Source organism: Streptomyces sp. PSU-S4-23, from assembly GCF_055632315.1.
This window is the reverse complement of the sequence record NZ_JBVMUU010000002.1, coordinates 3041801-3056185: the sequence shown is the minus strand read 5'-3', so window position 1 is coordinate 3056185 and position 14385 is coordinate 3041801. Positions and strand designations below refer to the sequence as shown.

General features: G+C 70.6%; 5 protein-coding genes. 4 read left to right on the top strand and 1 reads right to left on the bottom strand.

The window, feature by feature from the left end; all coding sequences use genetic code 11:
- Window positions 1-74: 74 nt before the first annotated feature.
- Window positions 75-9980 carry a non-ribosomal peptide synthetase gene (locus ACZ79I_RS14290; protein ID WP_471497526.1) on the top strand — a complete coding sequence of 3302 codons (9906 nt, stop codon included), beginning with the start codon at window positions 75-77 and terminating at the stop codon, window positions 9978-9980.
- 81 nt (window positions 9981-10061) lie between these two features.
- Here ACZ79I_RS14290 and ACZ79I_RS14285 read toward each other — a convergent pair whose 3' ends face one another.
- Window positions 10062-10712 carry a DUF1707 SHOCT-like domain-containing protein gene (locus tag ACZ79I_RS14285; protein ID WP_471497523.1) on the bottom strand — a complete coding sequence of 217 codons (651 nt, stop codon included), beginning with the start codon at window positions 10710-10712 and terminating at the stop codon, window positions 10062-10064.
- 173 nt (window positions 10713-10885) lie between these two features.
- On the opposite strand from ACZ79I_RS14285, the gene ACZ79I_RS14280 reads away from it, so the two are divergent.
- Genes ACZ79I_RS14280 through ACZ79I_RS14270 form a run of 3 tightly spaced genes read left to right on the top strand, consistent with a single transcriptional unit; the run spans window position 10886 to window position 14385 of the window.
- Entirely contained in the window at window positions 10886-12205 is a 1320-nt protein-coding gene (locus tag ACZ79I_RS14280) for a lysine N(6)-hydroxylase/L-ornithine N(5)-oxygenase family protein (RefSeq protein ID WP_471497521.1), read from the top strand.
- Window positions 12205-12912, top strand: coding sequence for an FMN-binding negative transcriptional regulator (locus ACZ79I_RS14275; RefSeq protein WP_471497519.1), 708 nt, complete (start codon window positions 12205-12207; stop codon window positions 12910-12912). Before ACZ79I_RS14280 ends, ACZ79I_RS14275 begins: the two co-directional genes overlap by 1 nt.
- A gap of 3 nt (window positions 12913-12915) precedes the next feature.
- Entirely contained in the window at window positions 12916-14385 is a 1470-nt protein-coding gene (locus tag ACZ79I_RS14270) for a class I adenylate-forming enzyme family protein (protein ID WP_471497517.1), read from the top strand.

Sequence of the window (14385 nt, the reverse complement as noted above, 5' to 3'; positions counted from 1 at the left end):
AAGCCGTAGCCCAGGCAACGACCCGGCCCGAGCCGACTGCGCCGGCACCCAATCGATCTCCGAGAGGTAATGTCATGATCCCGTTGTCGTTCGCGCAGAGCCGGTTGTGGTTCCTGTACCGGTTCGAGGGCCCGTCGGAGACGTACAACCAGCCGGTGGTGTTGCGCCTGAAGGCCGATGTGGACGCCGGCGTGATGGCCCTCGCGGTCCGGGACGTGGTGCTGCGGCACGAGAGTCTGCGGACGGTGATCGGTGAGGACGAGCGGGGTGTGGCGTTCCAGCGGATCCTGCCGGCCGACGAGGTCGCCATCGACATTCCGACCCGCAGGGTGGCCCCGGAGCAGGTGGCGGACGCGGTCGCGGAGGCGGTGGCGTACCGGTTCGAGCTGGAGTCGGAGATCCCGATCCGGGTCAGCCTGCTCGCGGTGGGTCCGCAGGAGTACGTCCTCGTCATCCTGATGCACCACATCGCCGGTGACGCCGCGTCGATGGCACCGCTGGCCCGCGACCTGACGACGGCATACGTGTTCCGGGCGCAGGGCCGGGAACCGGAGTGGGAGCCGCTGCCGGTCCAGTACGCGGACTACACGCTGTGGCAGCAGGAACTGCTGGGGGACGTGGACGACCCGGAGAGCGTCGCCGCCGCCCAGGTCGCCTACTGGCGCCGGGAGCTGGCGGGTGCCCCGCAGCCGCTGGCCCTGCCCACCGACCGGCCGCGCCCCCAACGGCGCAGCCAGCGTGGCGAGACGGTGGAGTTCACCGTGGCACCGGAGGTGTCCGCCCGGGTCGAGGAGCTGGCGCTCAAACACAACGCGACGGTGCCGATGGTGCTGCAGGCGGCCTACGCCGTGCTGCTGTCCCGGCTGGGTGCCGGCGACGACGTCACCATGGGCTCACCGATCGCGGGCCGCACCGACGAGGACCTCAACGACCTGATCGGCTTCTTCGTCAACAACTGGGTGCTGCGCGTCGACCTGTCGGGCCGGCGGTCGTTCGAGCAGGTGGTGGACCAGGTGCGGGACAAGGCACTGGCCGCCTACGACAACCAGGACGTGCCGTTCGAGCGGCTGGTGGAACTGCTCAACCCGGAGCGCTCCACGTCCTACCACCCGCTGTTCCAGGTCGCGTTCGTGTGGCAGAGCACGATCGCGTCACCGGACACCGTCGTGGCGATGCCCGGCCTGGAGTGGTCCGTCGAGCCGACGGTGAACCGGGTCGCGAAGTTCGACCTGAGCCTGATCATGGCGCAGGTGGACGGGGAGTTCCGCGGCTTCCTCGAGTACGACCTCGACCTGTTCGATCGGGGTTCGGCTGAGGGGTTGGTGGCTCGGTTTGTGCGGGTGTTGGAGGGGGTGGTGGCTGAGCCTGGTGTGTTGGTGGGGCGGGTGGATGTGTTGTTGGAGGGTGAGCGGTCGTTGGTGGTGGGTGGTGGTGGCTCGGTGGTTGGGGGTGCCGGGTTGTTGTTGCCGGAGGTGTTTGAGGCGCGGGTGGTGGAGTCGCCGGATGCGGTGGCGGTGGTTGCTGGTTCGGTGTCGTTGTCGTATGGCGAGTTGGATGCGCGGGCGAATGCGTTGGCGTTCGAGTTGATCGGGCGTGGTGTGGGTCCGGATGTGGTCGTTGCGGTGGCGACGGGGCGCACGGTGGATCTGGTGGTGGGTTTGTTGGCGGTGTCGAAGGCGGGTGGTGCGTATTTGCCGGTTGATCCGCAGTATTCGGGGGTGCGGTTGGAGTATGTGTTTGCGGATGCGCGGCCGCGGGTGGTGGTGACGGATCGGGTGACGGATCGGGTGTTGCCGGCGGTGGGTGTGCCGCGGGTGTTTGTGGAGGATGCGCGGCCGGGGGTGGGTCGTGCGCCGTGTGATGCGGATCGGGTTGCGCCGCTGTGTTCGGGTCATTTGGCGTATGTGATTTACACGTCTGGTTCGACGGGTGTTCCCAAGGGTGTGGGGGTGTCGTTCGGGAGTGTGTGGTCGCTGTTTTCGGGGGTGGAGGGTTGGGCTGGTTTCGGGCGGGGTGATGTGTGGGCGTGGTGTCATTCGCAGGCGTTTGATTTCTCGGTGTGGGAGATGTGGGGTGCGTTGCTGACGGGTGGCACGACGGTGGTGGTGTCGTGGGATGTGGTGCGGTCTCCGGGTGATTTGTGGGAGGTGTTGCTGGAGCGGAAGGTGACGGTGCTGAGTCAGACGCCTGCTGCTTTTTATGCGTTGATCGGGGCGCGTCCGGAGCGTGCGGTGGGTGGGTCGGCGTTGCGGTTGGTGGTGTTGGGTGGTGAGGCGGTGGATCCGGCCCGGGTGGAGGGCTGGTGGGTGCCGGGGGTGCGGGTTGCGTCGGTGGTCAATATGTATGGGATCACTGAGACGACGGTGCATGTGACGCGGTTGGAGTTGGGGTCGGGGGGTGTGTGGCCGGGGGGTGTGTCGCCGATTGGTGTGCCGTTGGCGAATGCGCGGGTGTATGTGCTGGATGGGGGGTTGTTGCCGGTTCCGCCGGGTGTGGTGGGTGAGTTGTATGTGGGGGGTTGTGGTGTGGCGCGGGGGTATCGGGGTCGGGCGGGGTTGACGGCGTCGCGGTTTGTGGCTGATCCGTTCACGCCGGGTGGGCGGTTGTATCGGACGGGGGATGTGGCGCGGTGGTCGGCTGCGGGTGAGTTGTTGTATGTGGGGCGTAGTGATGATCAGGTGCAGTTGCGTGGGTTCCGGGTGGAGCCGGGTGAGATCGAGTCGGTGCTGGTGTCGCATCCGGCTGTTGCGCAGGCTGTGGTCGTCGCTCGTTCCGACGGTTTTGGCGCGGATGCTCCGGATGTGACCGACACCGGCAAACGACTCGTCGGATACGTGGTCCTCGACGGTGCGGAGGACCAGGACCACGACGCCGTGACCTCGGATCTGCGCGGCCATGTGGCGGAGCGGTTGCCGGAGTACATGGTGCCGTCGGCGTTTGTGGTGGTGGAGGGGTTGCCGTTGACGGTGAACGGCAAGGTGGACAAGGCGGCGTTGCCGGCTCCGGTGTTCTCGGGTGGGGTGTATCGGGCTCCGGTCTCGGTGGAGGAGGAGTTGCTGGCGCGGGTGTTCGCTGAGGTGCTGGGTGTGGAGCGGGTGGGGGTGGATGACGACTTCTTCGCTCTGGGTGGGGACAGTATCCGTTCGATCCAGGTGGTGACGCAGGCGCGTCAGGCGGGTGTGGTGGTCACGCCGCGGGAGGTTTTCGAGGCGCGGACGGTGGCGGCGCTGGCGGTGGTGGCCGTGGCGAACGGCGGCCTGGATGCGGTGGGTGTGCTGGAGGAGCTTGAGGGTGGTGGTGTGGGCGAGGCGGGTCTGCTTCCGGTCGGGGAGTGGATGCTGGAGCGGGGTGGCTCGTTCGGGCGGTATGGGCAGTGGCTGGTGCTGGATCTGCCTGCCGGTGTGGATCGTGGGGGTCTGGTCGCCACGTTGGGTGCGGTGGTGGACCGGCATGATGTGTGGCGGTCGCGGCTGACCGGGGCCGGTTTGGTGGTGGGTGAGCCGGGGTCGGTGGATGTGTCGGCTCTGGTGTCTCGGGTGTCGTGTGCGGGGGTGGTGGATGAGAGGGCGTGGGGTGGGCTGATCTCGGCCCAGTTGGATGCGGCGTTGGGCCGGCTGGATCCTGAGGCTGGGGTGATGCTGCAGTTCGTGTGGCTTGATCCGGCCGATCCGGCCGATGCGGCCGATGCGGCCGATGCGGCCGATGCGGCCGATGCGGCCGATACAGCCGATCCCGCGGATGTGGCGGGTGCGGTTGGTGCGGCGGGTGGGCGTCTGCTGGTGGTGGCGCATCATCTGGTGGTCGATGGTGTGTCGTGGCGGATCCTGGTGCCGGACTTCGTCGAGGCGTGGGGTGCGGTGGCGGCCGGGCGTGTGCCGGTGTTGTCGCGGGTGGGTACGTCGGTACGGCGGTGGAGTGCGGCGCTGGCCGAGGAGGCGCGGTGTGGGGAGCGCGTCGCGGAGCTGGGGTACTGGCGCTCGGTGCTGGAGGGGCCGGACCCCGTCCTCGGCTCACGCCCCCTCGACCCGGCGGTCGATGTCGTGTCCACGGTGGACCGCACTCAGGTGCGGCTGTCCGCCGAGGTGACCGAGACGCTGCTGACCAAGCTGCCGTCCGCGTTCCGCTGCGGCCCCCACGAGGGGCTGCTGGCGGGTCTGGCGCTGGCGGTCGCGGCGTGGCGGCGGGCTCGTGGCGGTGTGGAGCCGTCGGTGCTGGTGAACATGGAGGGCCATGGCCGTGAGGAGGCGGTGGTCCCGGGTGCCGATCTGTCGCGCACGGTGGGCTGGTTCACCACGATCTACCCGGTGCGTGTCGATGTCGCCGGGGTCGATCTCGATGACGCGTTCGCCGGAGGCGGTGGTGCGGGCCGTGCGGTGAAGGCGGTCAAGGAGCAGGTGCGGGCGGTTCCGGACAAGGGCATCGGGTACGGCCTGCTGCGGTATCTGAACGACGACACCGCTCCCGAGCTGGCACGGCTCCCGGTCGGGCAGATCGGCTTCAACTACCTGGGCCGCTTCTCGGGCACCGACCTGCCGGAGAAGCTGCGCGGCCAGGGCTGGACCCCCGTCGCCACGCTGGAGGACGTGTCCGCCCGGTTCGACGCCGACATGCCGGTCGCGCACGCCCTCGACATCAACGCCGTCGTCACCGACACCGGGCAGGGACCGGTCCTCAACGCGTCGTTCGGCTTCGCGAGCGGGATCCTGACCCGCGAGGAGGTCCAGGAGCTGGCGGACCTGTGGGCGAAGGCGCTGACCGGACTCGCCCGGCACGCCGAGAGCCCCGGTGCCGGCGGTCTCACGCCCTCGGACCTGCCGATGGTGTCGCTGTCCCAGCTGGAGATCAACGTCCTCGAAGCCCGCCACGAGAACGTGACGGACGTCTGGCCGCTGACGCCCATGCAGTCCGGCCTGCTGTTCCACGCGATGCTCGCGGGCCGCGAACTGGACCCGTACCAGATGCAGTTCACCATGCATCTGGACGGCGTGGTCGACTCGGAGCGGATGCGGACCGCCGGACAGGCCCTGCTGGACCGGCACCCCAACCTGCGGGTGGCGTACGGTTTCGGCTCCGACGGCGAACCGGTCCAGATCGTCCCGGCGCGGGTCGAGCTGCCGTGGGAGGAGTTCGACCTGCGGGACCTGCCCGAGGCCGAGCGCCCCGCCCGGCTGGAGGAACTGCTGGCCGCCGACCGTCGCGACCACTTCGACGTGCTGGCGGCCCCGCTGGTGCGGATGAAGCTGATCAGGGTCGGCGACCGCCGCTGCGAACTCGTCCTGATGGCGCACCACCTGTTGTTCGACGGGTGGTCGACCCCGCTGCTGATGCAGGACCTGATGGGCCTGTACGTGGTGAACGGGGACGCGTCGGCGCTCCCGCGGGCCCGGAACTACCGCGACTTCCTGGTGTGGCTGTCGCAGCAGGACCGCGAGCTGTCCGCGCGGGTGTGGGCCGGTGAACTCGAGGGCGTCACGGAGCCGACGCTCCTGGCGCCGCGGGCGCGGCAGGCGGACACGGACGGCGGCATGGGCCGCCACCAGGTCGGCCTGTCCGATGAGAAGGCCCGCGAACTGGTGCGTCGCGCCGCCGAGCTGGGCGTCACCGTCAACACCGTCGTGCAGGGCGCCTGGGCGATCCTGCTGGGCCGGCTGACCGCGCGCACCGACGTGGTGTTCGGCATGACGGTGTCGGGCCGGCCGCCGGTCGTGCCGGGGGTCGACGCGATGGTCGGCCTGTTCATCAACACGCTGCCGGTCCGGGTGCGCTGCAGCCCCGGCGACACCCTGGCCACGGTGCTGACGGACCTGCAGGACCGCCAGGCGGTGCTGCTCGACCACCACCATCACGGTCTGGTCGACATCCAGAAGGCCACCGGGTTGCCGACCCTGTTCGACACCATCGTCGGCTTCGAGTCCTACCCGATCGACCGGGACGCGCTGACCAGGCCGATCGATGACTCCGGGCTCACCATCAGCCGTTCGACACCCGTGGACGGCACGCACTACCCGCTGACCCTGATGGCGGCGCCGGAGCCGCTGCGGATGTCGCTGCAGTACCAGCAGGCCGTGTTCGAGCGCGACACGATCGAGCGGATCTCCGAGCGCTACGTCCGCGTGCTGGAGCAGATCATCGACGATCCGGGTGCGGCGATCGGCACGATCGAGGTGCTCACGCCCGCCGAGCGGGCGCTGGTGGTGGAGCGGTGGAACGACACGGCGCGACCGGTGGCGGACGCGACGCTGGCGACGATGTTCGACGCGGTCGTGGCCGCCTCGCCCGGCACGGTGGCGGTCACGGACGGCTCCCGCTCGCTGACCTACGCCGAACTGGACGCCCGCGCCGACGTGCTCGCGGCCGAGCTGGCCGCGTACGGTGCCGGCCCGGACCGGGTGGTCGCCGTCGCCACCGGGCGCTCGGTGGACTACCTGGTGGCCCTGCTGGCGGTGGTCAAGGCGGGCGGCGCCTATCTGCCCATCGACCCGCAGTACCCCGGCCCGCGCGTGGCCTTCATCCTCGACGACGCCCGGCCGACGGTGATCCTCACCGACCGCCGGACCGACGCGGTGCTGCCCGAGTCTCCCGCCCCGCGGCTGTACCTCGACGATGAGCGCACGGCCGGGCGGCGGCCGCTCGTGGACGCCGGCCGGGGTGCGGTCCTGCGGCCGGAGCACCTGGCCTACGTCATCTACACCTCGGGTTCCACCGGCGTACCCAAGGGTGTCGCCATCACCCAGCGCAACGCCGTGGACATGGCGTCGCACGGTTGGCCGAAGCCGGGCGGCCGGACGCTGCTGCAGTCCTCGATCGCCTTCGACGCCTCGGCGTTCGAGACCTGGCCGGCCCTGATGAGCGGCGGCACGCTGGTGGTCGGGCCGGCCGACTCCGGCGACGTCGACGCGCTGGCCCGCGTCATCGACGAGCAGGGCGTGACGTCCGTCTTCGCGGTGCCCGCGCTCCTGGAGATGCTGGCGGCCGGTGACCACCGACTGGCGTCCCTGGAGCGGGTCGTCACCGGTGGTGACGCGGTGTCCGCCCGTGTGATCGAGGAGTTCCAGCGCAAGCACCCCGGCGTGGACGTCGTCAACGCCTACGGGCCGACCGAGATCACCGTCGACGCGACCTACCACACCGTGCCGGGCGCGGCGCCCGCGGACCGGCCCCGGTCCCCAGCGGTGCCGATCGGCGCCCCGCTGCCCAACACCCGGGCGTATGTGCTCGGTCCGGGCCTGGTTCCGGTGCCGCCCGGCGCGGTGGGGGAGCTGTACATCGCGGGTGCCGGTGTCGGCCGCGGGTACCGCGACCGCCCGGGTCTGACGGCGTCGCGGTTCGTGGCCGATCCCTTCGACCCTGCGGGCGGGCGGCTCTACCGCACCGGCGACCTGGTGCAGTGGAACGACTCCGGCGAGCTGGTCTTCGCGGGCCGCAGCGACGACCAGGTCAAGATCCGCGGATTCCGGATCGAGCCGGGCGAGGTCGAGTCGGTGCTGGCCTCGCACCCCGCCATCGGCCAGGCGGTGGTCGTCGCCCGGGACGCGGCCTCCGGCGGCGGGGGCAAGGACCTGGTCGGCTATGTGGTGCTGGACAAGGAGATCTCGCTGGTCCGCCGGGAGACCGTGGAGGCGGAATCCGTCGCCCAGTGGGAGGAGGTGTACGACGACCTCTACTCCCACAAGGAGGCGTACGTCGCCGAGGACGCCGGCGCGGACGAGCCGGTACCGGACGTCGAGTTCGGTGAGAACTTCCAGGGCTGGCACAGCAGTTACTCGGGTGCACCGATCGCGCTGAGCGAGATGCGGGAGTGGCGGGACGCGGCCGTCGAGCGCATCCGGGCCCTCGCCCCGTCCCGGGTGCTGGAGATCGGTGTCGGTTCGGGTCTGCTGATGGCGCCCCTGGTGCCCGAGGTCGACGAGTACTGGGCGCTGGACTTCTCGCGCGCCACCATCGACTCGCTCAAGGAGCAGATCCGCCGGCTCGACCCGCCGTGGGCCGACCGGGTCACGCTGCAGGCGCGCCGCGCCGACGACGTGGACGACCTGCCGGCCGGGCACTTCGACACCATCGTCGTCAACTCGGTGGTGCAGTACTTCCCCAACGCCGGCTATCTCATCGACGTCATCGGCAAGGCCCTGAAGCTGCTGGCCCCGGGTGGGGCGCTGTACCTCGGCGACATCCGCAACCACGCCCTGCTGCGCGAGTTCGCCACCGAGGTGCAGCTGGCCCGCGCCGACGCCGGCACCACGGTGGAGCAGTTGCGCGAGCGGGTGCGGCTGGAGATCCTCGCCGAGCGCGAGCTGCTGCTGGCGCCCGAGTTCTTCGTGGCACTGCCCCGTCTGCTGCCGGAGATCGGTGCGGTCGACATCCAGCTGAAGGACATGGACGCGGCCAACGAGCTGAGCCGCTACCGCTACGAGGTGGTGCTGCGCAAGGCCCCGGCCGAGGTGCGGTCGCTGGCCGGCGTCGCCCCCGTCGCCTGGGACGGGTTCGGCTCGCCGGAGGTGCTGCGCCGGTTCCTGACCGAGCAGCGCCCGCAGAGCGTGCGGCTGTGCGGCATACCGCACGCCGAGGTGCTGCCGGTGGCCGACACCGTGCGCAGGCTCGACGCCGTCGCCGGCCGACTGCCCGCCGCCGAGGTCCAGCAGTCCGCCGCCGACAAGGCGATGCTCACGCCGAACGACTGCCGCCGGCTCGCGGCGGAGCTCGGCTACCGGGTGGTGGTCACCTGGTCGGCCGTCCCGGGCCGGATGGACGCGGTCTTCCTGCGGACGGGTGCGGAAATTCCGCTCACGGACGTGTTCCTTCCGGCGGACACGGTCGGTGTGCTCTCCGAACACGTCAGCGACCCGGACGCCGCCGGCCGCGTCGACGACCTGCGCCGGTTCATGGCGGACCGGCTGCCCGACTACATGGTTCCGGCGGCGTTCGTCGTGATGGACCGGATGCCGCTGATGCCGAACGGCAAGCTGGACAAGGCGGCGCTGCCCTCACCGGTGATCACCGGCAACGCGTACCGGGCCCCGCGCACGGTGGAGGAGGAGGTGCTCGCCGGGGTGTTCGCCGAGGTGCTGGGCGTGGACCGCGTCGGCATCGACGACGACTTCTTCGCCCTGGGCGGGCACTCGCTGCGGGCGACGCGGCTGATCGGCCGGATCCGGGGCGCCCTGGGCGTGGAGGTGCCGCTGCGGGCCGTCTTCGAGGCGCCGACGGTGGCGAAGCTGACCGGGCACCTGCGTCCGGACACGGGCACCGAGTCCGGCGACCCGTTCGCGGTCGTGCTGCCCCTCAAGTCCGGGGGCACCCGCAAGCCGGTCTGGTGCCTGCACCCCGGCGGCGGGCTGAGCTGGGCCTATCTGGGCCTGTCGGCGAGCTTCCCGGACCGTCCCGTCTACGGCGTCCAGGCCCGAGGGTTCGACGGCGTGACGCCGCTGCCCGAGTCCATCGACGCGATGGCCGAGGACTATCTGGAGCAGATCCTGCTCACCCAGCCGGACGGGCCGTTCCATCTGCTCGGGTACTCGTTCGGCGGAATACTGGCGCACGTGATCGCGGTGAAGCTGCGGGAGCGCGGCCTCCAGGTCGGCATGCTGGCGCTGCTGGACGCCGCACCGCGGCACGGGGCGGACGCCTACGAGCGGGCCGGCTTCGAACGGCTCATGCGTGCCGAACTCGAGAAGTACTTCGGGGCGATGCGCGGCGGGGGCGACTATCTGCAGATGATCGAGGTCGCCACGGCGATCGTCACCGACCACCACGAGAAGCTGCAGTCGTTCCTGTCCCCGGTGTACGACGGCGACGCCCTGCTGTTCACGGCGACGCTGGGGCGGCAGCCGGGCGACCCGGCCGGCCGGGAGAGGTGGCGCCCCAACATCACGGGCGTCATCACCGAGCACGAGGTCGCCTGCACGCACAACGACATGCATCTGCCGGAGAGCGCGTCGTTCATGGGCGCCGTCATGAACGACGCGCTGGCCGACCAGGAGTGACGGGATGGTCCCGGGCGCGGGAACGCGTGGGGGTGGGCCGGTCACCGGCCCACCCCCACGAACCCCCGCGCGACGGGACCGCTATTTCCCGAGGCTCTTCCGCTCGTACTTCAGAAGGCGCCGTTCCTTGGCCGGGGGCAGCTCGTGGACGACGAAGACGCTGCCGCACACGGCGAGTCCGGTGACATTGACGCGGTGTGTCGCCGCGTAGGCGGCGCTCTCCCGGTCCTGCTTGAATCCGCCCAGGATTCCGGTGCCCTCGACATGCACCTCGACGTTCTCGGGAACGACGATGTAGACGGAGCCGACCCAGGAGCTGACGTGAATGGTGGTTTCCGGCCCGGTGAACTCGGCCTCCCGCAGGTCGATCACCCCGGAACTCACCACGGCGGTGCCGCGGTATGTGTCGCCGACCTTCCAGCGCCCCTTGCGGACGAAATCGTTCAGAACGCCGACGTCCTTGCTCGCGGTCGGCTTGCCTCCGGACCACTGGACCGGCTGCAGATCCTTGACGACCGCGGCGAGTTCACCCTTGGACTTGGCGCTGTAAACCACCTCCAGGCGCTGTTCCAGCTCACTGGGGGAGACCCGCCCGTCGGCCACGGCGGCCTGTAGCACGGCGGCGGTCCGTTCCCGGTCGGCGTCGGAGGCGCGCAGCCCCGGTTCGGCTGAAAGGGCCTTGTGCGCAGCGGAATCGTCGTGCGATTCCTCAGAAGGCTGAGAGGAGTCCATGGGCGGAGCATACGCGTCCGCCCGCACCGCGGCGCCAGAGTGCGAACACCCTTGGAATCGGAGGAAGTTGACCACTGAACGGTCCCGTGGCCGGTGCGGTCGCGCGGCAATCCTTGACCGGCCTCGCGCCCGCGCAATACCGTAATCGAAATTGACGACGGGAGTATTTGTCTATGCGAGTCGATGGAGTCAAGACGCACGATGTGGTCGGAATAGGATTCGGGCCCTCCAATCTGTCGCTCGCGACCGCTCTCGACGAACTCGACGGGGAATCAGGCGGCCCCGCGGTCGACGCGGTGTTCTTCGAGAAGCAGGAGGCGCTCGGCTGGCATCGTGGAATGCTGCTGCCGGGTGCCAAGATGCAGGTCTCCTTTCTCAAGGACCTGGTCACCTTCCGCAACCCGGCGTCACCCTACAGCTTTGTCTCCTATTTGCATGCGCAGGGCCGGCTGGCCGCGTACACAAACAGGAACGATTTCTTCCCGAGCCGCCGGGAGTTCCACGACTACCTGGAATGGGTCGAGGCCCGTTTCACGAAATACGTCAACTACAATTCCGAGGTCGTCTCGGTGCGGCCGGTACGCGACGACAACGGCGAGGTGACCCAACTCCGGCTCCTGGTCCGGGAGAGCGGGGCCGCGGACGCCACCCGGGTCGTGCACACCCGCAACCTCGTGGTCTCGACCGGCCTGACGGCCCGGATGCCGGAGGGGATCGAACCCGGCCCCGACGTGTGGCACAGCTCCGAGTTCCTCACCAGGTTCCAGGCGCTGGACGCCGGGCGGGTGCGCAGCGCGGCGGTCGTCGGCGCGGGGCAGAGCGCGGCGGAGATCGTCCGCCACCTCTACGACAACCTGCCCGGCGCCGAGGTGCACGCGATCCTCTCCCCGGTGGGCTACGCCATCGCCGACAGCACCCCCCTGGTCAACCAGGTCTTCGACCCGAGCTCCGTGGACGACTTCTACTTCTCGTCCGACCGGGCCAAGGACGCGGTCTGGCACTACCACCGGAACACCAACTACTCCGTCGTCGACGACGAGCTGATCCGGGACCTGTACGAGCGCCAGTACGCGGACGAACTGGCCCGCCGCCCCCGCCTGAGGTTCCGCAACCTGAGCAGGGCCCGGTCGGCCGCGACGGACGACGGCCGCATCCGCCTCGCGGTGGAGTCGCTGCGGTCCGGCGAGGTGGACCACCTGGACGTCGACCTCCTCGTGTGCGCCACCGGATACACGCCCATGGACCCCACCTCCCTGCTGGGCGATCTGGCCGCCCACTGCCGGCGCGACGACGAGGGCAGGGTGCTGCTCGAACGCGACTACCGGGTGCGGACGAGCCCGGAGATCCGGTGCGGGATCTACCTCCAGGGCGGCTCCGAGCACACCCACGGACTGTCCTCCTCCCTCCTCTCCACCATCGCGGTGCGCAGCGGCGAGATCGCGAACTCCCTCGCGCGCCACTGCGCCCACACGGCTGCCGAGAAGGTCGTCTGATGCTGATCCCCCCGATGTACCGGCCGCGCCGGGCGAGCGACGTCGTCGAGACCGTGCGCCGCAATCCGCTGGCCCTCCTCGTCTCCAACGGGGCCCGGACGCCGTACGCGACACACGTGCCGGTCGTCGTCGAACGGCTCGCGGACGGGGCCGGGGAGCAGGACGCGCTGGCGGGGGCCTCGCTGCTGGGCCATATGAACAAGGCCAACGACCACTGGCAGGCGGTGGAGCGGGGCGGGGACGCCCTGATCGTGTTCCAGGGGCCCCACGCCTACATATCCCCGGTCGCCTACGACCAGCGGCCCGCGGCGCCGACCTGGAACTTCATCACCGTCCACCTGCGCGGGCGCATCGAGCCGATACCGACCGGCGAGCCGACGCTGGAGGTCGTCACCTCCACGGTCCGGGCACTGGAGAAGGTCGCGGGAACGGGCTGGGACATGACGGACTCGCTCGACTACTTCCGGCGGATCCAGCCCGGTGTCCGCGCCTTCCGTGTGCACGTGGAGTCGGTCGAGGCCATGTTCAAGCTCAGCCAGGAGCACACGCCGGAGGTCCGCCGCTCCATCCGCGGCCATCTGTCCGCGAACGGCGGGGGGCTTCGCAGGGAACTGTCCGAGGCCATGTGGGCGCAGGAGTTCGCGGCGGACGACCGGGGCCCGGCACCCCGGAGCGCCGGCGCCGCCGAGTCCGCGGAGAGCAGCTGAACGATGACGGACCTGGACCTGCGGGCCACACCCGGCGAACGGCCCGGCACCCTGGGCGCCTTCATCCGGTCGCTCGACGCCACGGACCCGGCCGTGCTGATCGACGACCTGTCCGGTGACCCCGTCGACGGCAGGGGGCTCGCCGGACACGTCGCGGCCCTCTGCGAGGCGCTGCGCGCCGCCGGTGTGGAACCCGGAGCCGCCATCGCGGTCCGTGTCGGCCATGACACGCCGTCGGTGGTGGCCCTGCTCGCGGCGGCCGTCCACGGGGTGGCGGTCCCGGCCGCGGCGGACGCCCCGCGGCTGCCGGCCGGCCCGTTCGACATCCGCGCCCTGCTGACCTCCGTCCCCGCGGCCGGCGACGACGTGCCGGTGACCATCGACGTGTCCGACCCGGCGGCGTTCGAGCCGGGCGACGCCGGCGCGCTGACGGCCCGGACGGCGGGGGAGCCGGCCCTGCTGCTGTGCACCTCCGGCACCACCGGCGACCCGAAGTGGGTACGGCTCTCGCAGCGGAACCTCATCGCCGCGGGCGGGTTCATCGCGGACTCGCTGCGGCTGTCGCCCGCCGACCGAGGGCTGTCGATGATGCCGCTGCACCACGGGCACGGCATCACCGCCGGTGTGCTCGCCCCGCTGTTCAGCGGGGGCGAACTCGTCATCATCGACTCCAAGGACCTGATGTTCCTGGAGGAGGGGCTGCGCTGCGGGATCACCTGGTACTCGGCCGCCCCCACGCTCCACCGGTCGATGCTCGTCGCCAAGCGCTCCTGGCCGGCCTGGTTCTCCTCCTTCCGGCCCCGTGTGATCCGCTCGACCTCCGAGGCGCTGCCGGCCTCCGACCGGGCCGCCCTCGAATCCGAGTTCTCCGCCCCCGTGGTCGAGGCCTACGCCCTCACCGAGATCCCCGGGCATGTGTGCACCCAGGTGTCCGGCACCGGCACCGAGCCCGGCTGGATGCCGCCCCAGCGCGGCGTCGACGTCGAGACGGTCGACGCGGACGGCCGCCCCACCGAGCCCGGCGTCCAGGGCCGGATCCGGGTGCGGGGCCCGAACGTGATGCTCGGCTACGTCGGCCACGAGCCGGTCCCGCCGGGCGGCTGGTACGAGACCAGCGACATCGGCGTGCGCCGGCCGGACGGCGCGCTGTCCGTACTGGGGCGCGACTCCGACGCCATCAAGCGCGGCGGTGAGACCGTCGTCCCGTCGGTGGTCGAGTCCCTCGTGGAGCAGCACCCCGACATCGAGCGGGCCCGGGTGTGCGGCATGCCGGACGAGAGCCTCGGCGAGCAGATCTGCGTGGCCGTGATCACCGCACGCGCCGCGTCCGCGGCCGATGAACTGCTGCGCGAGCTGCGGGTGATGCTGCCGACCAACCTGACGCCGTCGAAGCTGCGCGTCGTCGGCGAGTTCCCCGCGAGCACCGGCGGGAAGATCAGACGAAGCGACCTGCGCCCGCTCTTCGCGGAGTAG